The 20,996-nt window shown below is 70.0% G+C and carries 21 protein-coding genes; 8 read left to right on the top strand and 13 right to left on the bottom strand.

The annotated features are described in order from the left end of the window. Positions 1 to 120: 120 nt before the first annotated feature. The 3 genes from ACFVV5_RS16815 (at position 121) to ACFVV5_RS16805 (ending at position 2,614) form a co-directional block, all read left to right on the top strand. Positions 121 to 822 carry a PhzF family phenazine biosynthesis protein gene (locus ACFVV5_RS16815; RefSeq protein WP_387246385.1) on the top strand — a complete coding sequence of 234 codons (702 nt, stop codon included), beginning with the start codon at positions 121 to 123 and terminating at the stop codon, positions 820 to 822. After that, on the top strand, positions 819 to 1,766 hold the full coding sequence (locus ACFVV5_RS16810) for a hypothetical protein (RefSeq protein ID WP_387246383.1): 948 nt from the start codon (positions 819 to 821) through the stop codon (positions 1,764 to 1,766). Before ACFVV5_RS16815 ends, ACFVV5_RS16810 begins: the two co-directional genes overlap by 4 nt. A gap of 176 nt (positions 1,767 to 1,942) precedes the next feature. After that, positions 1,943 to 2,614 (top strand): O-methyltransferase, encoded by a 672-nt coding sequence (locus ACFVV5_RS16805; protein ID WP_387246381.1) that lies wholly within the window; start codon positions 1,943 to 1,945, stop codon positions 2,612 to 2,614. A gap of 77 nt (positions 2,615 to 2,691) precedes the next feature. Here the strand turns inward: ACFVV5_RS16805 and ACFVV5_RS16800 are convergent, their stop codons facing one another. The 9 genes from ACFVV5_RS16800 to ACFVV5_RS16760 all read right to left on the bottom strand — a co-directional run bounded on the left by ACFVV5_RS16800 (position 2,692) and on the right by ACFVV5_RS16760 (position 11,273). After that, positions 2,692 to 4,185: a catalase gene (locus tag ACFVV5_RS16800; RefSeq protein ID WP_387246379.1), complete on the bottom strand. Its 1,494-nt coding sequence runs from the start codon at positions 4,183 to 4,185 to the stop codon at positions 2,692 to 2,694. A 12-nt stretch (positions 4,186 to 4,197) separates the two neighbouring features. Beyond that, positions 4,198 to 4,647 carry a Fur family transcriptional regulator gene (locus tag ACFVV5_RS16795; RefSeq protein ID WP_387246377.1) on the bottom strand — a complete coding sequence of 150 codons (450 nt, stop codon included), beginning with the start codon at positions 4,645 to 4,647 and terminating at the stop codon, positions 4,198 to 4,200. A 313-nt stretch (positions 4,648 to 4,960) separates the two neighbouring features. After that, on the bottom strand, positions 4,961 to 6,037 hold the full coding sequence (locus ACFVV5_RS16790; protein ID WP_387246375.1) for an ROK family protein: 1,077 nt from the start codon (positions 6,035 to 6,037) through the stop codon (positions 4,961 to 4,963). After that, complete coding sequence (locus tag ACFVV5_RS16785) at positions 6,034 to 6,810, bottom strand: copper homeostasis protein CutC (RefSeq protein ID WP_387246373.1); 777 nt, start codon at positions 6,808 to 6,810, stop codon at positions 6,034 to 6,036. Before ACFVV5_RS16785 ends, ACFVV5_RS16790 begins: the two co-directional genes overlap by 4 nt. Then, the gene (locus ACFVV5_RS16780; protein ID WP_387246371.1) at positions 6,807 to 7,823 is read right to left on the bottom strand and encodes an asparaginase; all 1,017 of its coding nucleotides are present in this window, start codon (positions 7,821 to 7,823) and stop codon (positions 6,807 to 6,809) included. The genes ACFVV5_RS16785 and ACFVV5_RS16780 overlap by 4 nt, the downstream gene beginning before the upstream one ends. Beyond that, positions 7,816 to 8,754: an amino acid ABC transporter permease gene (locus ACFVV5_RS16775; RefSeq protein ID WP_387246369.1), complete on the bottom strand. Its 939-nt coding sequence runs from the start codon at positions 8,752 to 8,754 to the stop codon at positions 7,816 to 7,818. The genes ACFVV5_RS16780 and ACFVV5_RS16775 overlap by 8 nt, the downstream gene beginning before the upstream one ends. Then, positions 8,751 to 9,395: an amino acid ABC transporter permease gene (locus ACFVV5_RS16770; protein ID WP_387246366.1), complete on the bottom strand. Its 645-nt coding sequence runs from the start codon at positions 9,393 to 9,395 to the stop codon at positions 8,751 to 8,753. Before ACFVV5_RS16770 ends, ACFVV5_RS16775 begins: the two co-directional genes overlap by 4 nt. Before the next feature lie 99 nt (positions 9,396 to 9,494). Further along, on the bottom strand, positions 9,495 to 10,445 hold the full coding sequence (locus ACFVV5_RS16765) for a glutamate ABC transporter substrate-binding protein (RefSeq protein WP_387246364.1): 951 nt from the start codon (positions 10,443 to 10,445) through the stop codon (positions 9,495 to 9,497). A 75-nt stretch (positions 10,446 to 10,520) separates the two neighbouring features. Next, complete coding sequence (locus ACFVV5_RS16760) at positions 10,521 to 11,273, bottom strand: amino acid ABC transporter ATP-binding protein (protein ID WP_387246362.1); 753 nt, start codon at positions 11,271 to 11,273, stop codon at positions 10,521 to 10,523. A gap of 146 nt (positions 11,274 to 11,419) precedes the next feature. On the opposite strand from ACFVV5_RS16760, the gene ACFVV5_RS16755 reads away from it, so the two are divergent. The 3 genes from ACFVV5_RS16755 (at position 11,420) to ACFVV5_RS16745 (ending at position 14,201) form a co-directional block, all read left to right on the top strand. Continuing rightward, positions 11,420 to 12,598 carry an ROK family protein gene (locus ACFVV5_RS16755; RefSeq protein WP_387246360.1) on the top strand — a complete coding sequence of 393 codons (1,179 nt, stop codon included), beginning with the start codon at positions 11,420 to 11,422 and terminating at the stop codon, positions 12,596 to 12,598. After that, on the top strand, positions 12,598 to 13,635 hold the full coding sequence (locus ACFVV5_RS16750) for a Gfo/Idh/MocA family protein (protein ID WP_387246358.1): 1,038 nt from the start codon (positions 12,598 to 12,600) through the stop codon (positions 13,633 to 13,635). Before ACFVV5_RS16755 ends, ACFVV5_RS16750 begins: the two co-directional genes overlap by 1 nt. Positions 13,636 to 13,808: 173 nt before the next feature. Beyond that, a complete protein-coding gene (locus tag ACFVV5_RS16745; RefSeq protein ID WP_387246356.1) occupies positions 13,809 to 14,201 on the top strand; it encodes a PLDc N-terminal domain-containing protein in 393 nt (130 codons plus the stop codon). A gap of 108 nt (positions 14,202 to 14,309) precedes the next feature. Here ACFVV5_RS16745 and ACFVV5_RS16740 read toward each other — a convergent pair whose 3' ends face one another. From ACFVV5_RS16740 to ACFVV5_RS16725, 4 genes are read right to left on the bottom strand one after another with little or no spacing between them, the layout of a single operon-like run. Beyond that, positions 14,310 to 15,134 (bottom strand): carbohydrate ABC transporter permease, encoded by an 825-nt coding sequence (locus ACFVV5_RS16740; RefSeq protein WP_387246354.1) that lies wholly within the window; start codon positions 15,132 to 15,134, stop codon positions 14,310 to 14,312. After that, positions 15,131 to 16,069 (bottom strand): carbohydrate ABC transporter permease, encoded by a 939-nt coding sequence (locus ACFVV5_RS16735; protein ID WP_387246352.1) that lies wholly within the window; start codon positions 16,067 to 16,069, stop codon positions 15,131 to 15,133. The genes ACFVV5_RS16740 and ACFVV5_RS16735 overlap by 4 nt, the downstream gene beginning before the upstream one ends. A gap of 2 nt (positions 16,070 to 16,071) precedes the next feature. After that, positions 16,072 to 17,430, bottom strand: coding sequence for an extracellular solute-binding protein (locus ACFVV5_RS16730; protein ID WP_387246350.1), 1,359 nt, complete (start codon positions 17,428 to 17,430; stop codon positions 16,072 to 16,074). Positions 17,431 to 17,476: 46 nt separating this feature from the next. Then, positions 17,477 to 18,454 carry a carbohydrate kinase family protein gene (locus tag ACFVV5_RS16725; protein WP_387246348.1) on the bottom strand — a complete coding sequence of 326 codons (978 nt, stop codon included), beginning with the start codon at positions 18,452 to 18,454 and terminating at the stop codon, positions 17,477 to 17,479. A 207-nt stretch (positions 18,455 to 18,661) separates the two neighbouring features. Here ACFVV5_RS16725 and ACFVV5_RS16720 point away from each other — a divergent pair, with 207 nt between their 5' ends. Together ACFVV5_RS16720 and ACFVV5_RS16715 are read left to right on the top strand one after the other, a co-directional pair. Beyond that, on the top strand, positions 18,662 to 19,438 hold the full coding sequence (locus ACFVV5_RS16720; protein WP_387246346.1) for a DeoR/GlpR family DNA-binding transcription regulator: 777 nt from the start codon (positions 18,662 to 18,664) through the stop codon (positions 19,436 to 19,438). Then, a complete protein-coding gene (locus ACFVV5_RS16715; protein WP_387246344.1) occupies positions 19,435 to 20,793 on the top strand; it encodes a 6-phospho-beta-glucosidase in 1,359 nt (452 codons plus the stop codon). The genes ACFVV5_RS16720 and ACFVV5_RS16715 overlap by 4 nt, the downstream gene beginning before the upstream one ends. The last annotated feature ends 203 nt before the right edge of the window (positions 20,794 to 20,996 follow it).

The raw sequence follows: 20,996 nt of genomic DNA, 5'->3' as shown, positions 1-20,996 counted from the left end.
GTCGAGTCCGGGAAGAATCCCTCGACTCGCCGCGTCGAAGCGGGATTCTTCACGGACTCGACTGCGGGGCGGACGGGCGAGCGATGGCGGTGCGGGGCGCGTCCGTGGGAGGCTGGCCACATGGCTGAGACGATCGACGTAGTAGTGGTGCGGGTCTTCACGGACGACCGGGGCGCCAACGGGAACGAACTGGGAATCATCCGGAGCTCGGCGGCCACCGCCCAGCGCGAGCAGGAGATCGCCACCGGTCTCGGCTTCAGCGAGACGGTTTTCGTGGATCAGATCGACCCGGATGCGCCGGGCGGCCGCGTCGCGAGCATCCGGATCTTCACCCCCGGCCGCGAGTTGCCGTTCGCCGGGCATCCGAGTGTCGGAACCGCCTGGTGGCTGGCCCACGAGCACCTGCCCGTGGTCACTCTGCACGAGGAGGCCGGGGATGTCGCGGTGAGCGACGACGGCAACCTCACCTGGATCACGGCCGAAGCCTCCTGGACGCCCGCGTTCGAATGGCTCCCGCTGCGCTCGCCGGCAGATGTCGACGCTCTCGATTCGCTCGCCTTCGGGTCGGGCCAGCACTACGCCTACGCCTGGATCGACGAGGAGGGCGGCGCGCTGCGAGCCAGGATGTTCGCGCCGGCTCTGGGCATCGTCGAAGACGAGGCGACGGGTGCGGCAGCGGTCGCGCTCACCGCCAAACTCGGGCGGGACGTGCAGATCAGCCAGGGCGAAGGGTCGGAGCTGTTCACCGTGCTCGAAGCCGGCGGGCGCGTCCGCGTCGGCGGCCGTACCATCTACGACCGCACGATCTCGGTGAGCCTGTGATCGGACGGACCGTCGTCGAGCATCCGGTCGGTGAGCCGGGCGAGGGTCCGTACGGAGTCGCCGTGACGCGTGACGGCGCCGTGTGGTTCACGCTCGTGCACGGCGGCCGGGTCGGCCGGCGCGACCCCGACGGCGGTCTCGCGTACTTCTCGCTCGGTGAGGGCGCGCAGCCGTCGCAGCTCGCCGGGGCGACGGAGTCGAGCGTCTGGGTCACCGACACGACGGGCAACCGCCTGGTGCACCTCGGTGTCGGCGGTGACGGTGGCAGCGGCAGTGGCGGCAGCGGCGACAGCGGCCGGCGCATCGTGCTGGTCGGCGCCGTCGACGTTCCGACCGCCGACGCGCAGCCCTTCGGAGTGGTCGCGCTCGACGACGGCACCGCCTGGTTCACCGAGCTGGGGGCGGATGCCCTCGGCAGGATCGACATCCTGGGGCGCGTCGAAGAGTTCCCCGTGGGGCGGGACGGCTCCTTCGTCTCGATGGTCGCCGCCTCCGGGGACGACCTCTGGTTCACGCTCAACGCCGGGAACGCGATCGGGCATGTACGCGGGGGCGACGCTGCGATCGCGTTCACCGAACTGCCGAGCATCCGGTCGGGTCCGGTCGGCGTCGCCATCGCGGAGGACGGCGCCGTCTGGGTGGCCGAGATCCTCGCGGATGCGCTGGCTCGCGTGAGCCGCGACGGAACGCTCACCGAGTTCCCGCTCCCGGCGGGGTCGAAGCCGCATGCCGTGGCGGCCGACCCGGCGGACGGTGTGTGGGTGACGTTGTGGGGGACCGGCCAGGTGATCTCGGTCGCCGACGATGGGACGCTCGCGCCGCACGACCTGCCTGACCCCGAGAGCGAGCCGCACGGCGTCGCCGTCGCGGAGGACGGGACCGTGTGGGTGGCGCTGGAATCCGGCGCCCTCGCCGAACTGGCGCCGGTGTCGGCGTCCGCCTGACCCGAGCGCTCCCGCCGCGGCCCAGCCCGCCGCGGCCCGCCCCGGCCCCCGGTTGGGTCGTCGTTTGCCACTAGCTGCGGCCAACACGCCCGGGATGCCGACGTCTACTGGCGAACGACACCCACCGGCGCGGAGCCCGGCGGACGGGTGGCCGGCCCAGGCGTACCCTGGGGCGCATGAGCACACCGGACACCTGGAACGCCGTCGACCGCTACCTCGCCGACACCCTCGTCGACGAGGACGCCCCGCTCGCCCTGGCCCGCGACTCCAGCGGCGACACCACCGGCGGCCACATCGAGGTCACGCCCAACCAGGGCGCCCTGCTCGCCATGCTGGCCCGGATGATCGGGGCGCGCCGCATCCTCGAGTTCGGCACGCTCGCCGGCTACAGCACGATCTGGCTGGCCCGTGCGACCGGGGACGACGGGCATGTCGACACGCTCGAGCTGGAGGAGGGGAACGCCGCCATCGCGCGGACGAACTTCAAGCGGGCGGGCGTGTTCGACCGAGTGGATGTGCACGTCGCCCCGGCCGCGGACACGGCGGCCGAGCTCGTCGAGCGCGGCGTCGAACCGTACGACTTCGTCTTCATCGACGCCGACAAGCCGAACAACGCGCTGTACCTCGCCGCGGCGATGGAGTTGACGCACGCGGGCAGCGTGATCGTGATCGACAATGTGGTGCGCAACGGCGGGGTGGTCGACGAGGACAGCTCGGACCCGAACGTGCGCGGCACGCGCGCTGCGCTGGAGGCCGCTGCAGCGGACCCGCGACTGAGCGCGACGGCGCTGCAGACGGTGGGGTCCAAGGGGTGGGACGGGTTCGCGATCCTGCTGCGAGTGGCGTGACGCCGCTGTGAATGCCGCGACGACGCGGAGACGGGCGCCTCACCGGGTTCGGTGGGGCGCCCGTCCGGCAGTGACGCCTAGTCGGCGACGCCCACGTACTCGGCGGTCTCGTCGGCGGTCCGGGTGCCGTTCTCGAGGTTGGCGCGCAGGGCCTGGCCCAGGGAGGCGTCGACCTTGGTCCAGTAGCCGATGGCCCGCTCGCGGATCTCGTCGCTCTTCACGCCGCCGAGCGCACCGGTGATCGTCTGCAGGAACCGCTCCTTGGCCGCGTCGTCGTAGACCTCGCGGTAGAGGGCTCCCGCCTGGCCGAAGTCGTCGTCGGCTGCGTGGAGCGTCGCGGCGGACCGCAGCAGCTCGCCGTCGGACTCCCAGGTGCCGGCACCGGCGCGCGCCTCGTCGGCGACGGGGCCGCCGGTCGAGTTCGGCGCGTACACCGGCGACGTCGCGGGCTTGAACCCGTGGCGGGTCGCTCCGTCCTGCGAGTAGCCGTGAACCGGTGCGACCGGGGCGTTCACCGGGAGCTCGTTGTAGTTGGTGCCGACACGGTAGCGCTGAGCATCCGGGTAGGAGAACACCCGGGCCATCAGCATCTTGTCGGGGCTGATGTCGATACCCGGCACGGTGTTCGCCGGCGAGAAGGCGGCCTGCTCGATCTGCGCGAAGAAGTTCTCGGGATTGCGGTTGAGAGTGTGCAGGCCGACCTCGATCAACGGGTAGTCGTCGTGCGACCACACCTTGGTGAGATCGAACGGGTTGAAGCGGTAGTTCTTCGCCTCCTCGTACGGCATGACCTGGACCGACACCTTCCACGACGGGAAGTCGCCGCGCTCGATCGCCTCGTAGAGGTCGCGGCGGTAGTAGTCGGCGTCCGCGCCGGCGATCGCTTCCGCCTCAGCGCCCTCGATCTGCTCGTTTCCCTGCAGCGCGTGGAAGTGGTACTTGACCCAGAAGCGCTCGCCTGCGGCGTTGATCCACTGGTAGGTGTGGGAGCCGTAGCCGGGCATGTGCCGCCACGAGCGCGGGATGCCCCGATCGCCCATCAGATAGGTCACCTGGTGCGCCGACTCGGGCGAGAGGGTCCAGAAGTCCCACTGCATGTCTGCGTCGCGCAGACCGGAGCCGGGCATCCGCTTCTGCGAGTGGATGAAGTCGGGGAACTTGATGCCGTCGCGGATGAAGAACACCGGGGTGTTGTTGCCGACGATGTCGTAGTTGCCCTCGCTGGTGTAGAACTTCACCGAGAATCCGCGCACGTCGCGCCAGGTGTCGGGCGAACCCTGTTCGCCGGCGACCGAGGAGAACCGCTGCACGGTCCCGGTAGCCGTGCCGGGCTGGAACACCGCTGCCTTCGTGTACGCCGAGACGTCGCCGGTGACGACGAACTCGCCGAACGCGCCGCCGCCCTTCGCGTGGACGATCCGCTCCGGGATGCGCTCGCGGTTGAACTGCGCGAGCTTCTCCACCAGGTACCGGTCGTGCAGCGCGATCGCGCCGTCGGCGCCGGCGCTCAGCGAGTGGGCGTCACTGGCGACCGGCGTTCCGGTCTGGGTGGTGGTGTAGTTCTCCGACATGCTTCTCCTCATTCATACGTCTGCGCGCGACGAGACCTGTGACGCGCGCTGCTGGCAGGACGGGCACAGTCCCCAGAACGTGACCTCGGCGGTCGAGACCGTGAAACCGGATGCGTCGGACGGCGTCAGGCACGGGGCGTGCCCGACGACGCAGTCGACATCGGCCACCGCGCCGCACGAGGTGCAGACGACGTGGTGGTGGTTGTCCCCGATGCGCCGTTCGTACAGCGCGGCGGACCCTGCGGGCTCGATGCGCCGCACGAGGCCGGCGTCGCTCAGGTCGCCCAGAACGTTGTGCACGTTCTGGATCGAGGTTCCCGGAAGCTCGCCGAGGACCGCCCGGAACACCGTCTCGGCGTCGGTGTGCGGCCGGTCGGAGAGCGCGGCGAGAACCGCGATCCGTCCGGAGGTGACGCGCAGTCCCGCGGCGCGGAGGCCGTTCTCGAGCTGTGCCGTGTCCATGCTCCCGAGCCTAGTGGCTTGTTTTGAATAGCTCAAAACAATCTCCGTCAGCAACTCCGGAGAACTCGGGCCGAAACCCGCAGGATGCCCGTGACGACGGTACTTCGACCGGCGTGTCGCCTCCGATCTCCGGAGTTGCGCCCTGCCTCTGGCGGAACGGCCCGGCACCAGCTCTGCCGCTCCTCTATTCGGGAGTCACCGGATGCGGCGCGCCACCGGCTCCTGAATTCAGGAGCCGGCGGTCGCGCGGGGCCGGAATCTCCTGAGTACAGGTGCCGGGGACAGGGGCCGGAACACGAGCGGCCCCGGAGCCCTATGCCTGCCAGCCGGCGACGACGTCGCCGAGGCCGGCCGCGCGGAATGCGAGGATCGCGGCTCCCGTGCGGCCGGCGTCCCCGCCCAGCTCGCTGCGCACGACCCGCGGCCGGGACCGCCACGCGAGACCCGCCGACATGCGGGCCGTGAGCGGGGTGAGCAGCGCATCCCCGGCCCGCGAGAACCCTCCGCCGAGCACGATCACGTCGGGGTCGAGGAGCAGGGTGAGCGTGTTGAGGCCCTGCGCGAGCACGTCGACCGCCCGCGACCAGACGCGGTCCGCGATGTCGTCGGAGCCGAGGCGGGCGACGATCTCGCGCGAGCTGAGCGCGTCGCCGCCGGCGGCCGCGTAGCGCCGGGCCAGGCCGGCTCCCGAGACGTAGACCTCGAGGCAGCCGCGCTGACCGCAGGTGCACGGCTCGCCGTCGATCACGACCGGGATGTGCCCGAACTCGCCGGCCGCGCCGGTGGCGCCGGTGACCGTTCCGCCCGCTGTGATGAGGGCCGCCGCGACGCCGGTGCCGATCGGGACGAGCACGAAGTCGTCGGTCCCGCGGGCGGCGCCGATCAAACGCTCGGCGAGGCCGGCCGCGCGCACGTCGTGCCCGAGCGCGACCGGCAGGTCGAGCGCTTCGCGGAGCGCGTCGCGCAGCGGTACGTCCCGCCAATCGAGGTTGGACGCGTAGCGAACGATGCCACGCTCCTCGTCGATCATGCCGGGGGTGGCGACTCCGGCGCCGACCACGCGGCAGCCGAGGTCCGCCGCGGCCGCACGCAGGTCGCGGAAGAGCGCGACGAGCGCCTCGACGACTCCGGATGCGGGGGTCGGCCGTGTCAGGTCGGCGAGCGTCTCGCCACCCTCCGTCACAACGGCGCCCTTCATCGCGGTGCCGCCGAGGTCGACCGCGAGCACGGCAGCAGGAGCCTGCACGGCCGTGGGAGCGATGCTGCCCGTGGGAGCGATGCCGCCCGCGGGAGCCACGGCCAGAGCCGCGGCCAAAGCAGTAGTGGTTCCGCTACCGGTCGCAGCCGCGCCAGCGGCGCCGGCCCCATCCACCGTCTCGATCGCACTCACGCGACAGCCCCCGCTCCGCTGCCGAGCGCTCCGCGGCCGACCGCCGCGAGGAGCTCGCCGACCAGGGCATCCGAGGTCGCCATCCGCTCGCCGGAGTCGTACACCGATGCGGCGCCCCCGACAGCCTGCGACGCGCTGGGCACGGCGGCGCCGGCTCGCAGATGCACCTCGGTGACACCGGTTCGGCGCACGAGCTCGGCCACGTTCGCCGCCCGCACCCCGCCGCCGGCGAGGATCGTGACCGCGTCTCCCGCCCGCACCACCAGCTCGGCGAGCAGCTCGGAGCCGTCGAGCGCCGTCGCGGCCCCGCCGGAGGTCAGGATGCGCGTCACGCCGAGCACGGTCAGCTCGTCCAGCGCCGCGAGGAGGTCGGGCGTCTGGTCGAACGCCTTGTGGAAGGTGACGGGGGAGTCGCCCGCCGCTTCGAGCATCCGGGCCGTCGAGAGCACGTCGATCGACCCGTCGGCGCGGAGGGCGCCGATCACGAAGGCGAGCGGCACGCCGGCCGGGTTGGGCAAAGCGCGGATGGCGAGGATGTCCTGCACCATCGCGTCCACCTCGGCGGCGCTGTAGACGAAGTCGCCGGGTCGCTGGCGCACCAGGACGTTGATGCCGATGCGCGTCGCCGTGCGGAGGGCGACCGCGACGGTGCCGATGCTCGGGGTGATGCCGCCCTCGCCGAGCGACGCGCATAGTTCGACGCGGTCGGCTCCCGCGCGCTCTGCAGCGGAGACGCCGTCGAGATCGTCGAGGCAGATTTCGACCAGCGTCACGCGATCGTCTCCAGTGCGGAGGCGAGGTCGCTTCCGACGACGATCGCGCCGACCGGAACGCCTCCGCCGAGCACCGGGAGGTCGGTGAGCACGGTCGCACCGGACACGTCGGTGCCGAGCGCCTCGAGCACGCGCAACGCGAGCAGGGTCGTGGCGCGGGGGCTCCCGTCCACGATCTTCATCGAGACCGCCGTGCCGTCCGCCGCCGCGACCCCGATCACGCCCTCGGCCCCGCCTTTGGCGAGAGCGCCGGGGACGGTCTCCATCAGCGTCGAGTTCTGGTGTCCGGAGCCGCCGACATAGAACGGATGCTCGCGCATCGCGGCGGCCACCTGGCCGGCGGGCGACGCGGGGTCGGCCTGCACCAGAGCGCGGAACGCCTGGGCGACACCGCGCACGGTGGTGCCGAAGAGGGGTGCGCCGCAGCCGTCGATCGCATCGTGCGAGACGGGCACTCCCGTCAGCTCCGCCATGGTGGCGCGCACGTGCTGCTGCAGCGGGTGGTCGGTGTCGAGGTAGTCGTGGGTCGACCAGCCGTTGACCGCGCAGGCGAGGAGCATCGCGGCGTGCTTGCCGGAACAGTTCATCCGGATGCGCGCCCGCGGCTCGCCCGCGGCGATCAGCCGTTCGAAGGTCGCCTCGTCTTCGGGCCGGTCGACCGGGCAGCCGAGGGCGGACTCGTCGAGGCCCGCGCGGTCCAGGATCTCGCGGACGACGCGGACGTGCTCGTCCTCGCCCGTGTGGCTGCCGGCCGCGATCGCCAGCTCGGGGCCGGAGAGGGGGGCCCCGGCGGTGAGGCAGGCGAGCGCCTGCAGAGGCTTGACGGTCGAGCGCGGCAGCACGTCGGCATCCGGGATGCCCAGCTCGAGCACCGTCGCACCGGACGGGTCGACGGCGGCGAGCGAACCGAAGTGGCGGCTCTCGATCAGGCCCGACCGGATGACGACGGCGAGCTCGGCGAGGCCGGCGACGACGGGCGTCGGCGACGAGGAGGGGGAGGCGGGGTCAGACATTCGCGGCTTTCGTGTGTTCGGTCGCAGGCAAGGCCGGCAGGTCGGGAAGAGGTGAGGAGCGTCGGCGCGAGCCGCGTTGCAGACGCGACGCCAGGGCGGACAGACTGCCGTTGACCACGAGGTAGATCACGGTCACGGCGATGTAGGTCGGGATGAGCAGGTGCAGGTACGAGGCGAGCACCTGTCCACGGTAGAGCAGCTCGGTGTAGGCGACGATGTAGCCGAGCGACGTGTCTTTGAGCAGGCTCACCAGCTGGCTCACGAGGGACGGGGCGACGTTGCGGAGGGCCTGCGGGAGCACCACGAAGCGCATGGCCTGTGCCCCGCGCATCCCGAGGCTGAGGGCCGCCTCGCGCTGGCCGCGCGGCAGACTGGCCACGCCGGCGCGCACGATCTCGGCGAACACGGCCGAGTTGGCGATGGTGAGCGGCACGACCAGCTTCCAGAGGGTGGGCAGGTTGATGCCGATCTGGGGGAGGCCGAAGAGCATGAGGTAGATCACCAGCAGCACCGGAACCGTGCGCGCGATCTCGATGTAGGCCGAGCAGATCCAGCGCAGCCAGCGCTGGTGGCTCATCCGGCCGAGGGCCAGCAGCACGCCGAGCACGCCGCCCAGCACCGCGACGATCGCGGCGGCCTGGAGGGTGCCCAGCAGGCCGACGAGCAGGTACTCCCAGATCGCCCACTCGGTGAACGGCGCCCACCGTTCGGGCGCGAACTGTCCGTGGGAGGCGAACTGCCAGAGGCCGAACCCGATCACGATGGCGAACACGGCACAGCTGATGATGGACCCGAGCAGGATGTTGCGTTTGCCGCGTGGCCCCGGCCGGTCGTAGATGAACGAGGCGGCATATGTCCGCTTCGGTGCACGGGAGCGGGCCGGGCGGGTGGGTCCGGGCGCCGGGCGGTCGGGGATGAGCTGAGCGGTCATCGGACGATCGCCACCTTTCGTTCGACCCACCCGGCGCTCAGGCCGATGGCGAGCGCGATGGCCATGTAGACGAGGCCGGCGCCGGAGAAGATCAGGATGGGCTGGGCGGCGACGAGGTTGATCTTGTTGACCGTGGCTGTGAGCTCGACGACGCCGACGGCCGCCGCGAGGGCCGTGTTCATCGCGAGGGCGATCATCACGTTGCCGATCGGCTGCACCACCGCGCGCAGGGCCTGGGGGATCACCACGTGGCGCAGCGACTGCCCGAGGGTGAGGCCGAGCGCCCGCGATGCCTCGACCTGGCCGACCGAGACGGTGTTCACACCGCTGCGCACGGCCTCGGCCACATAGGCGGCCTCGTACACGGTGAGCACGATGATCGCGGTGGGGGTGAGGGGCAGCAGGAGGCCGGCATCCGGAAGCGCGAACACGGCGAGCAGCAGCAGAGCCAGCAGCGGGACGTTGATGAAGAACTGCACGTAGGCGAAGGCCGCGGCCCGGAGGATCGGGATGGGGCTCACCCGTGCGACGGTCACGAGCACGCCAAGCACGATCGACCCGACCCCGGCGATGAGGGCCATCATCAGGGTCGTGCCGAGAGCCTGGGCGATGAGCCCGAGGTTGTCGATCAGGGGATTCATGGGGCGCTCACTGGGTCCGGGTCGGAGGGAGGGTGAAAAGAAGGGTGAAGGACGGGATGCGGCGGAGGTTGTGTGGGCACTCCGCCGCATCCCGGCCGGTCAGGAACCGGGGACCGAACCGATCTCCGGCGGGGTCGGGATGGCCGAGTCGGTCACGGTGCCGAGCGTGGTCTTCCACGCCTTGCCCCACTGGCCGCCCTTCTGGATCGTCTTCAGCCAGTCGTTGATGAACGACTTGAAGTCGGAGTCACCGTGCTTGAGGCCGATGCCGTACGGCTCCTTGGTGAACGGCTCGCCCACGACCTTGATCTGCTTCTCGCTGGCGGCGTCGCTCGCGAGCAGCGTGTAGTCCTGCACGTACGCGTCGCCGCGGCCCTGGATGAGCGCCTGGACGGCGGCCGGGTCGGTGCCGAAAGCGGTCACCTTGGCGGTGGGCGCGACCTTCGGGACCTCGGTGACCGCGGGCGTGTTGGCGCCGACGATCACGTTCTTGCCGTCGATGTCCTTGACGGACTTGATCGAGGTGTTGTCGCTCTTGACGGCGACCGCGAGGCCGGACTCGAAGTAGGGTCCGGCGAAGTCGATCTGCGTGGCGCGCTCCGGCGTGATCGTGTAGGTGTTGAACACGACGTCGGCGGTGCCGTTCTGCAGCATGGCCTCACGGGTCTCGGATGCCGGCGGCACGATCTCCACGCTCGGCTTGCCGAGGATGTAGATGGCGAGCAGCTTGGCGAGATCGGCGTCGAACCCGTTCACCTGGTCGGGGTTGGTCGGGTCCTGCTGCGAGAGCAGCGGGGCGTCCAGCGCCTCGGCGACGATGAGCTTGCCGCGCTTCTTGATGGCCTCCATCGTGGAGCCGGGGATGATCAGGTCGGCCTTGGCGACGGGGGCGCCGGAGAACACCGAATCGGCGCTCGACGAGCTCGAGCTGGAACCGCTGCCGGGGAGGCTGGTCGTGCTCGAGCAGCCCGTGACGGCGAGAGCCACGGTCGTCAGCAGGATGCCGGCGACGGTCGCCTTCCTGCGGATGCTGCGGGGGGTGCGGGTCATGTGATGCGTCCTTTCGTTACTTCGTTGAGGATCGCGGGCGCGATCGGGTTGGTGCAGGGCGGTGCCTTCCGTTCGCTAATGCGACAGGACGGAAGCCAGGAACGAGCGCGCGCGCTCGGATTGCGGGTTGTCGAAGAAGTCGGCCGGAGTGGCCTCTTCCACGATCTGCCCGTGGTCCATGAAGACCACGCGGTCGGCGGCGCGACGGGCGAAGCCCATCTCGTGCGTGACGACGATCATGGTCATGCCCTCGGCGGCGAGGGAGGCCATGACCTCGAGCACTTCGCCGACCATCTCCGGGTCGAGGGCGGAGGTGGGCTCGTCGAAGAGCATCACCTTGGGGTGCATGGCGAGCGCGCGGGCGATGGCGGCGCGCTGCTGCTGGCCGCCGGAGAGCTGAGCGGGGTGGCTGTGGGCCTTCTCGGCGATGCCGACGCGGTCGAGCAGCTCCATCGCCTCGGCTTCGGCGGCGGCCTTCTTCATGCCGCGCACCTTGATCGGCGCGAGGGTGACGTTGTCGAGGATCGTGCGGTGCGCGAACAGGTTGAACGACTGGAAGACCATGCCGACGTCGGCCCGCAGCTTCGCGAGTGCGGCGCCTTCGACCGGGAGCAGCTCTCCGTCGACGCGGATCTCGCCGCCGTCGATCGTCTCGAGCCGGTTGATCGAGCGGCACAGGGTGGACTTGCCGGAGCCGGAGGGGCCGACGACGACGACGACCTCTTTCGGCTGCACCTCGAGTTCGATGTTCTGAAGCACGTGCAGTTCGCCGAAGTGCTTGTTGACCGCGTGCAGGCTCACCATGGGCCGCGCATCCGTTGCTGTCATCGTGTTCCTCGCGTCATTGTCGTCGGGTTTCGGAAAGCGTACTAAGTAAGACGCGTTTAACGCAATCTTGGAATTACTTAATGCGATTTCGCAGAAAGTCAGTACAGTATTCTCAACCCAACCGATCAGAGTGGAGTGGCCGCGCTATGAACAGCACGACGGATGCCCTGCTGGGCCACGGCTCATCGGCCGGCGCCATCCTCGACCTCATCCGCTCAGGGCACTCCCGCTCGCGCGCCGAGATCGCGCGGTCCACCGGCCTCTCGCCGTCCACGGTCGCCCAGCGCATCGACGCCCTGATCGACGCCGGCTATGTGCGCGAAGCCGGCGAAGGCGTCTCGCAGGGCGGCCGACGCCCGCGCACCCTCGAGATCGACCCGTCCACGGGCGTCGTCTGCGTGGTCGACCTCGGCTCGCACCACGCCACCTTCGGCCTGCTCGACCTCTCGGGCCGCCTGCTCGCGATCCGCAACGACAACATGGACATCGGCGCAGGACCCCGGCGCATCCTCGCCTGGATCATGGAGGTCGCCGACGACCTGGTCGCGCAGCACGGCCAGCCCGGGCAGCGCCTGCGCGGCTACGGCATCGGCCTCCCCGGTCCCGTCGACTCGAGCGGCCTCATGGTGTCGCCCTCCCGGATGCCCGGCTGGAACGGCGTCGACGTGGCCGCCATGATGACCTCGCTGAGCGGCCTGCCGACCGCGACGGACAACGACGCCAACCTGATGGCCCTCGGCGAGCATGTCAGCCTGCACGACGACGTGAAGCACTTCGTCTTCGTCAAAGCCGGCTCCAGCATCGGCTGCGGAGTGGTCGCCTCCGGCGAGCTCTACCACGGCCACCACGGCATGGCCGGAGACATCAGCCATGTGACCGTCCCCGGCGCTCCGCCGGTGCTGTGCTCCTGCGGCCGCACCGGATGCCTCGACGCGGTCGCCGGGGGAGCGGCCATCGTGCAGGCCCTCCGCGATGCCGGGGTCGACGTGGCGGACACCAGTGAGGTGCTGGCGCTGGCCCGGGACGCGCATCCGCTCGCCACCCAGATGCTGCGCGAGGCGGGCACCCGCGTCGGCGGCGTGCTGGCCACCATCATGAACTTCTTCAACCCCCAGCGGCTCGTGCTCGGCGGGATCCTCGGCGAGGCCGAGGCCTTCGTGGCCGGGGTGCGGTCGACGATCTACTTCGAGTGCCTGCCGATGGTCACCGACAATCTCGACATCGCGGTGAGCGTGGCCAAGGACCGCGCCGGAGTGCTGGGCGCCGGCCGGCTGGTGCTCGACAAGCTCTTCGACACCGCCGAGGTCAGCCGCCTGGTGCGCTGATGCGGGAGGGTCCGGTGCGGACGGGATCGCCGCGGCACGGGTCGGCGCGGGGCGCGCGTTCGCATTCGGTCGCCATCGTCGGCACCGGGCGCATGGCCGCTGCGCACGCAGCTGCGTGGTCGCGTCTGGGGGTGCCGGTTGGTGTTGTCGTCTCGCCCCGCACGCGGCCCGCGCTCGACGACGCCCCGGATGCCCGCTGGGCGCGCTCCCTCGACGATGCCCTCAGCGATCCGTCCGTCACGATCGTGTCCGTCTGCACGCCGACGCCGTCGCACGCCGAGCTCGCCATCCGCTCGCTCGCCGCGGGCCGGAACGTGCTGCTCGAGAAGCCGATTGCGCTGACGGTGCCGGACGCCCTCGCGGTCGCGGCCGCGGCGGAACAGGCGCCGGGCATCCTGATGGTGGCGCAGGTGGTGCGGTTCTTCGACGGCTACGCGGCGCTGGCCGGCCGGGTGGCGGACGGCTCGGTCGGACGGGTGCGGACGGTGCGGGCATCCCGGCTGTCGGCGGCGCCCCGCTGGGCGTCGTGGCTCGACGACGAGGAGCAATCGGGCGGCATGGTGGTGGACTTCGCGATCCACGACTTCGACCAGGCCAACCTGCTGCTGGGCGCGCCGGTCGCTGTGCGGAGCATCCGGGTGCTTGGTGTCGGGGTCGACGGGAGTGTGGCGGGTGCGGGTGCGGGTGCGGGAGCGGCGTTCGGCACGCCGGTCGAGACGACGGTCGAGTACGCCGGAGGGGGCATCGCACAGGTGCTCAGCGTCGCTGACCTGGCCGACGGCTTCGCGTTCCGGAGCGCGCTCGAGGTGATCGGCACGACGGGCACGGATGCGGTGGTCGCCGACGACGGCGACCCGTTCGTCGCGCAGGCCCGCTACTTCCTCGACTGCATCGAAGCCGGGGTCGACCCGGAACGCTGCCCGACGTCGGCTGCCGTCGACGCGCTCCGGGTCGCGCTCGCGGCGCGCGACTCTCTGCGGTCGGGCGAACGCGTGGTGCTGACCACGGAGGCGCCCCCGCCCCGACCACCCTCCTGAATTCAGGAGAATCCGGATGCCCGCGACCGCCCATTCCTGAAAACAGGCGCAGGCGGTCGCTGCGGGCCGGAAACTCCTGAATTCAGGAGAGCATGCCAGCAGCGCGCGAGACACGGAGTCGGAAAACCGGCCGTTCGGAATGGAACGCACGGTTTCCCCATAGAATCCGGGTCATGTTCGTTCTGCTCCCGGCGCTGTCGCTGCTGCTGTTCGTCGTCGCTCTCATCGACATCATCACGCGCGACCAGTCGCAGGTGCGCCACCTGCCGAAGACGATGTGGGTCATCATCGTCATCCTGATCCCGCTCATCGGGAGCATCCTCTGGTTCGCCATCGGCCGTGACTGGGGGACCGCGACCGGCGGCGTCGCCCTGCCGGTGCGCCGCGCGACGCCGGCCGCGATGCCCGAACCGCTGTCCTTCGGGCAGTTCTCCGGGCAGGGCGCACTCAGCACGGAGGAGCAGCTCGCGGAGCTCGACCGCGAGATCGAGTTCTACGAGAAGCGCGCCCAGGTGGAACGGTTGCAGCGGGAGCTCGAAGAGAAGCGCAAGGCGGCCGGCGAGTAACTCCGGAGAACCTGGGCGACGCGCCGCCCGCCCGCATGCAACGACGGAGGAGACGAGGCCGCGCGGGCCGATTCTCCGGAGTTGCGCACGCGAACGGGCCGAGTGGCGCTACTTCGTGGCGATCCCGCCGAGCATCCCCGAGATGAAGCGCTTCTGCAGGACGAAGTAGAGGATCACGATCGGCAGCGCGACCATGATGCCGGCGGCCGCCAGGAGCGAGTAGTCCGTCAGGTGCTCGCCCTGGAAGAAGGCGAGGCCCAGGGGCGCCGTTCGTTTGTCCTCCGAGGTGATCAGCACGAGCGGGATGAGGAACTCGTTCCAGGTCCACATCGCGACGAGCACGCACATCGTCATGATCGGCGCGAGCGACGGTGGCACGATCACCTGCCAGAGCAGCCGGAAGTCGCGGGCGCCGTCGAGCCGCGCCGCCTCGATGATGGTGCCGGGAAAGGTGCGGAACTGGTTGCGCATCCAGAAGATGCCGAACGCGAGCGACTGCGCGGTCTGCGGCAGGACGAGGGCGGCGTAGGTGTCCGCGAGGCCGACGCTCCTCAGGTTGAAGTACAGCGGGATGATGAACGCCTCGGCCGGCAGCATCAGGCCCGCGAGCATCACGAAGAACAGCACGTTGGAGCCGAAGAAGTCGAGCCGGGCGAAGGCGAACCCGGCGAGCACGGCCAGCAGGGTCGTCAGCACGACGACGGCCACGGTGACCAGGATGCTCGAGAACATGTAGGTGCCGAAGTGACCCTGGGTCCATGCCGCGCCGAAGTTGCCGAGGTCGATCGTGGTGGGCAGCGTGAACGCGCCGCTGTTCTCCTTCGGGGGCGTGACGGCCGAGAACAGCACGCCGACCAGGGGGATGATCGCGAACAGCGCGAAGAGCGACAGGATGACGTAGTTGACGCTCTTCTCGGGAGCGGAGATTCTCATTCGGCATCCTTCGGCTGGAGTCTGCTGATCAGGGCGGTGACGATCATGATCACCACGGTGAGCGCGATGGCCACGGCGGCCGCCGAGCCGACCTGGCCGGTGTTGAACGCCCGGTTGTACGCCTCGAAGGCCGGAACCGTGGTGGAAGTGCCCGGACCGCCCTTGGTGGTGATGTAGACGAGGTCGAACGTCTTGAGCGCCGAGACGATGGTGAGCGTCAGCGCGACGGCGATCTGCCCGCGGAGAGCCGGGAGGGTGATCGCGAAGAACTCCCGGGGCGCGGAGGCGCCGTCGATGCGGGCCGCCTCGAACAGCACGGGATCGATGTTGCCGACGCCCGAGAGGAACAGGACCAGGCAGAGGCCGATGTTGAGCCAGGTTCCCACGAAGCCGATCGCGATGAGGGCCGTCGAGTAGTCGCCGAGCCAGACGCGCGCGAGGTCGCCCAGTCCGACGGCACGCAGGATCTGGTTGAGGAGGCCGTCGGTCGAGTAGATCGACACCCAGATCGTGGCGACGACCACCGAGGCGATGACCTGGGGGAGGAACAGCGCGGTGCGGAAGAACGACATGCCGCGCAGGCCGTTGGCCCGCGAGATGAGGGCGGTGAGGAACAGTGCGATCGTGACCGGCACCACCGAGTAGAACACCATGAGCACCAGCGCATGCGCGAAGGCGTTGCGCAGTTCGGCATCCTGGACCACCGAGAGGTAGTTGGCGAAGCCCGCCCAGGTCGCCGCCGAGAGGCCGTCCCAGTCGTAGAACGAGTACTGGAACGTCTGCACGAAGGGGACGCCGAGGAAGATCGCGAAGACCACGAACGCGGGGAGCACGTAGAGGTAGGCGGCCCTGCTGCGGCGTCGTCTGCGCGCCACCCGGGGGGCACGGCGGTCGGCCGTGCCCCTCGGGGTCTGCTGTGTCGCGGTGTCGGTCACGGTCAACCGCGGCTCGACGCGAACTTCGTGTAGTCGTCCTGGAGCGTCTGGGTGAACTGCTCGGGGGTGACCTTGCCGGCGACCAGGTCCTGCATGGCTGCCGTCAGCGTGTCGTAGAACGTCGATGTCGTGTAGTCGAGGTACGGCACGATGCCGTTCCCGGACGAGATCGTCTTGTACTCGCTGGTGATGTCGGCGGCGAGCGTGCCGTCGGCGGGCTTGTCGTCATCCGGGACCACCGTCGGCAGGTTGCCGGTCTTCACGAGGGTCTGCGATGCGCTCTTGTCCGTGATGAAGTTGACGTAGGCGGCTGCAGCATCCGGATGCTTCGTCTTGGACGTGAGCGCCCAGGCGAGGCCCTCGCCGCCGGTGGTCGCCGGAACGTCGGCGCCGTCCGGCTTCAGGGCGGTGAAGCCGACGCCGCTCTTGCCGAGTGCCTCCTCGAGGGTGGCCTGGTACCAGGTGCCCGTGATGAGGAAGGCCGCGCCGCCCTTGCCGAACGAGGCGACCGCCGCATCCCGCGAGACACCGTTGGCGCCGGGGGTGAGGTAGCCCTTGCTCTGCCAGCTCTGGATCGTCTTGGCGGCCTCGACGTTGGCCGGGTCGGTCCAGGCGCCGCTCGCCGACGTGACGAGGTCGTTCACGGCCTTCTGGCCGGCCAGGGCCGCCTGCACGACGCCGTACAGGTGGATGCCCGGGCTCTTCTCCACGTCGCCGTAGCTGAGCGGCAGGATGCCCGCGGCCTTCGCTTTGGCCATGTCGTCGGAGAGCTCCTTCAGACTGGTCGGAGCCTCGACGCCGAGCTTCTTGAGGATGTCGCGGTTGTAGAACACGCCGACGACCTCACCGGTCTGGGAGACGCCATAGAGCTTGTCGCCCTGCCAGGTCTTGCCGTCCTCGGAGAACGAGTTGAGCTTGAGCAGGCTGGACGGGTAGTAGTCCTTCCAGCCGTAGAGGCCGGCGTAGTCGTTGATCGGTCGAAGCAGACCGGCCTTCACGAAGGCGCCCATGTCGGGGTAGCCCTGGTTGGCCTGCACGACGTCGGGCGGGTTCGAGCCGGAGAGGGCGAGCTTGAGCGTGGTCTTGAGGTCGGTGAACGACCGCGAGACGCGCTTGATCGTGACGTTCGGGTACTTCTTCTCGAACGCCGTGTTCAGCGCGGTCTGCGCGGTGTCGATTCCGCCGTCGGTGTTCTGGTCCCACACGGTGAGGGTGACTTTGCCGGAGCCGACGTTCTTCGATACGGCGCCGAGCGTCTGGCTCGCAGTCGAGCCGCCGCTTCCGGGCGCACAGGCGGCGAGGCCCAGTGCGAGCGCGGCGGCGACTCCCACGAGCAAGGGGATCTTCCGGGTTTTCTTCATCCTTGTTCCAATCGTGTGCGGTCGGGAGACCATCGGGGTCCGCGGCTCAGCGGGCTGCTGAGGCGGTGTCGAGCAGGAAGGACCAGTCGCCGTCGGGCCTGCTGGCCGCGACGAAGGACTGGAGTCCGGCGATGGTGGGCGCGCTCGCCGCACCGCCGAATCCGGTGACCGAGATCGAGGCGGCGAGGCCGGCGAAGCGCAGGCGCGAGGCGAGGTCCCAGCCGTGGCCGGCCGACGCCATGAAGGTTGCGACGAACACGTCTCCCGCACCGGTCGGGTCGACGGCGCGGACGGAGACGGTCGGCACCTCGACCAGTGTGCCGCTCGCGGAGTCGATCGCCACGACCCCGTCCCTGCCGCGCGTGACGACGGCGAGCGGGACGCGTTCCGCAAGGAGCCTGGCCGCGCTCACCGCGTCGTCGGTGCGCGTGTAGCGCATCGCCTCGACGTCGTTGGGCACGAACACGTCGACCTCGGAGAGCCGCTCGAGCACCGACGGCGACCAGTCTCCGCTGGAGTCCCAGCCGACGCCGCCCACGACGACGGTGCCGGCCGCGCGCAGACGCCCCACCCAGGCCGGGAGCTCGTTGGCGATGCCGACGTGGGTTGCCCCGATGGGTCCGATCCCGTCGGGAAGGTGCAGGTGACCGAGGTCTTCCTGATAGGTGATGAAGCTGCGGTCGTGTTCGCCGGTGAGGGAGACGCTGACGGGACTCTGGTGTCCGGGCACGCTCTCGAGCAGGGAGGTGTCCAGGTCGGGCTCCGCGTCGAGCAGCGCGTGGATGTGGCTGCCGATCGGGTCGTCGCCGAGCCGGGAGAGCAGCATGGTGTGGGCGCCGACCCGCGCAGCGGCGACAGCGCGGTTGGCGACTCCGCCGGGTGTGACCGCGAATCCGTCGGCGTAGACCTCGGCGCCGATCTCGGGGACGGCGACGCCGGAGAACACGAGATCGCAGAACACCTCGCCGGCGAACAACAGGTCGGCGCCGCGCTGGGGGCGTGCGGCATGCTGGTCTGTTGGCACAGGGACTCCTCGTCGTTGCGGATCCGCGGGTGGATGCTCAGGTTTGCTCATCTTCTGCGGGTCAGCGTGGTGTTGTAGCCAGCCTGCGCAGCCGATGTTTCGTCTACGTTACCCATATGACGCAGTTTTGTTAAGTCTGCGCAACCTGAGAAGTTTCGCTGACCGAGTTTGCTCAACTCTGCGCGAATTGTGGGTAGGCTGAGCAGCATGATCCTGAGAGACCGGCAGAACCGCATCATCAGCGCGCTGCGCGTCGATGGCGCGGCATCGGTTCGCGAACTGGCCGAGGCTCTCGACGTCAGCGAATCGACCATACGCCGTGATCTCGAGATCCTCGACCGCAACGGCGAGCTCACGCGCACCTACGGCGGCGCCATGCTGAAGCCGGGCACCACGGTCGAAGAGCACGGCGGCCAGGCGTGGGAGGGCCACTACAGCGAGACCGTCGACGTCCACCTGAAGTCGGCGATCGCCAAGGCGGCGGCCGACATGGTCGTCGACGGCAGCGTCATCATCCTCGACATCGGCACCACGACACCGCTCCTCGCCCGCCACCTGCGCGGCCGCGACATCACGGTCATCACGTCGAACCTGGCCGTCTTCGACGAGCTCCGAGACGATGAGGCCGTCCGCGTCGTGCTCCTCGGCGGCGTCGTGCGCCGCAACTACCGCAGCCTCGTCGGCTCGCTCGCCGAGCTCGCGCTCAGCCAGATCAGCGCCGATGTGGTCTTCCTCACCTGCACGGGTGTGCGCGCCAACGGCCACGTCGTCGACAACATGGCCGTCGAAGCCCCCATCAAGCAGTCCATGATCGCGGCGTCCGACAAGGTCGTCCTCCTCGCCAGCGAGGCCAAGTTCCCGGGGACCGGCGCTCTGCGTCTGTGCTCCCTCACCGACGTCGACGTGCTGATCACCACATCCGGCGCGCCCGACGAAACGCTCGCACTATGCCGGAACGCCGGCGGAGAGGTCACAGTCGTATGAAGCTCTGCATTCTCGGAGGCGGCGGATTCCGCACGCCCTACGTCTACCAGGCCCTCCTCCGCGACACCGGTTCGCCGCGCGTCGACGAGGTGTCGCTCTACGACGTCGACGAGGCCCGCCTGAACGCGATGGTCGCGATCCTCCGCGAGCTCGCCGCCGACTTCCCGGATGCTCCCGCGCTCACGCCGACCACCAGCCTTCCCCAGGCCGTCGAGGGGGCCGACTTCGTGTTCGCCGCCCTCCGCGTCGGCGGGCTCGAGGGGCGTCGCTGCGACGAGCACGTCGCCCTCGACCTCAACGTCCTGGGCCAGGAGACCACCGGCCCAGGCGGGCTCTCCTACGCCATCCGGACCGTGCCCGTCATGGTGGAGGCGGCGAAGGTCATCAAAGACCTGGCCCCGAACGCCTACGTGATGAACTTCACCAACCCCGCCGGCATCATCACCGAGGCCATGCAGACGGTCCTCGGCGATCGCGTCCTCGGCATCTGCGACACCCCGTCCGGCCTCGGCCGCCGGGTCGCCGGGCTCATGGGCCTCGACCACACGCGCGTGCAGATGGACTACATCGGGCTCAACCACCTCGGCTGGATGCGCCGCGTGATGTACGACGGACGCGACCTGCTGCCCGAGCTGATGGCCGATGACCAGAAGCTCGGTCTGATGGAGGAGGGCCACGTCTTCGGGCTGGACTGGATCCGCACCCTCGGCAGCATCCCGAACGAGTACCTCTACTACTACTACTTCAACCGGGATGCGGTGCGGACGATCACGAGCTCGGGCGCGACCCGCGGCGACTTCCTGGCGCGATCGCAGAACGACTTCTACTCGCGGGCATCTGCCGCCGGCGACGGCGTCGCCGAGCTCTGGCGTGAGACGGTCGAGCGCCGCAGCGCCAGCTACATGGCCGAGGCCAAGGGCGGAACGCAGGACGAGCCGACGCACAGCCGCGAGCGCGAGGCCGACCCGGCGCACCAGGGCTACGCGGGCGTCGCCCTCGGCGTCATGGCCGCGATCAGCCGCAACGAGCGTCAGACGATGATCCTGAATGTGCGCAACCGCGGCACGATCAAGAGCCTTCCTGACGACGCGGTGGTCGAGGTCCCCACGATGGTCGACGCCAACGGCGTGCATCCGCTGTCGACCGAGCAGCCGAACCTGCACCAGATCGGCCTGATGTCGCAGGTGAAGGACGTGGAGCGGCACACCATCGCCGCGGCACTCACCGGCTCGAAGGACGAGGCGCTGAAAGCGTTCGCGCTGCATCCGCTCGTCGACAGCGTCACCGTCGCCCGCGAGCTGCTCGCCGGCTACATCGACCGCATCCCCGAGGTCGCCGCCGTTCTCACGAAGTAGGCGCGCCGCGGCGCTGGGGCGGGATGGCCGCCTCCCGGCCGCGGCGCCGGGGCGGGCAGCGAGTTGTCCACACCCTCCGGCGTGTGCAGGCTGCTGAGTTGTGGGGGGGGTTGGGTTTTGGGGGGGTGGGGGGGGGGGGTGCAGGAAAAATTACAAAAAAAAAGCGGGGTGGGGGGGGGGGCCCGCGGGCGGGGGGGGGGGGC

The organism is Leifsonia sp. NPDC058248 (genome assembly GCF_042881905.1).
Lineage (GTDB): Bacteria > Actinomycetota > Actinomycetes > Actinomycetales > Microbacteriaceae > Leifsonia.
The sequence above is the reverse complement of the archived record's forward strand: the minus strand, read 5'-3'. Positions and strand labels throughout refer to the sequence as shown.

Excerpts from the sequence above, each read along its gene's own strand:
- ACFVV5_RS16815 (WP_387246385.1), top strand. The coding sequence starts at position 121 with ATGGCTGAGACGATCGACGTAGTAGTGGTGCGGGTCTTCACGGACGAC.
- ACFVV5_RS16805 (WP_387246381.1), top strand. The coding sequence starts at position 1,943 with ATGAGCACACCGGACACCTGGAACGCCGTCGACCGCTACCTCGCCGAC.
- ACFVV5_RS16800 (WP_387246379.1), bottom strand. The coding sequence starts at position 4,185 with ATGTCGGAGAACTACACCACCACCCAGACCGGAACGCCGGTCGCCAGT.
- ACFVV5_RS16795 (WP_387246377.1), bottom strand. The coding sequence starts at position 4,647 with ATGGACACGGCACAGCTCGAGAACGGCCTCCGCGCCGCGGGACTGCGC.
- ACFVV5_RS16780 (WP_387246371.1), bottom strand. The coding sequence starts at position 7,823 with ATGTCTGACCCCGCCTCCCCCTCCTCGTCGCCGACGCCCGTCGTCGCC.
- ACFVV5_RS16775 (WP_387246369.1), bottom strand. The coding sequence starts at position 8,754 with ATGACCGCTCAGCTCATCCCCGACCGCCCGGCGCCCGGACCCACCCGC.
- ACFVV5_RS16770 (WP_387246366.1), bottom strand. The coding sequence starts at position 9,395 with ATGAATCCCCTGATCGACAACCTCGGGCTCATCGCCCAGGCTCTCGGC.
- ACFVV5_RS16765 (WP_387246364.1), bottom strand. The coding sequence starts at position 10,445 with ATGACCCGCACCCCCCGCAGCATCCGCAGGAAGGCGACCGTCGCCGGC.
- ACFVV5_RS16760 (WP_387246362.1), bottom strand. The coding sequence starts at position 11,273 with ATGACAGCAACGGATGCGCGGCCCATGGTGAGCCTGCACGCGGTCAAC.
- ACFVV5_RS16755 (WP_387246360.1), top strand. The coding sequence starts at position 11,420 with ATGAACAGCACGACGGATGCCCTGCTGGGCCACGGCTCATCGGCCGGC.
- ACFVV5_RS16750 (WP_387246358.1), top strand. The coding sequence starts at position 12,598 with ATGCGGGAGGGTCCGGTGCGGACGGGATCGCCGCGGCACGGGTCGGCG.
- ACFVV5_RS16745 (WP_387246356.1), top strand. The coding sequence starts at position 13,809 with ATGTTCGTTCTGCTCCCGGCGCTGTCGCTGCTGCTGTTCGTCGTCGCT.
- ACFVV5_RS16740 (WP_387246354.1), bottom strand. The coding sequence starts at position 15,134 with ATGAGAATCTCCGCTCCCGAGAAGAGCGTCAACTACGTCATCCTGTCG.
- ACFVV5_RS16730 (WP_387246350.1), bottom strand. The coding sequence starts at position 17,430 with ATGAAGAAAACCCGGAAGATCCCCTTGCTCGTGGGAGTCGCCGCCGCG.
- ACFVV5_RS16720 (WP_387246346.1), top strand. The coding sequence starts at position 18,662 with ATGATCCTGAGAGACCGGCAGAACCGCATCATCAGCGCGCTGCGCGTC.
- ACFVV5_RS16715 (WP_387246344.1), top strand. The coding sequence starts at position 19,435 with ATGAAGCTCTGCATTCTCGGAGGCGGCGGATTCCGCACGCCCTACGTC.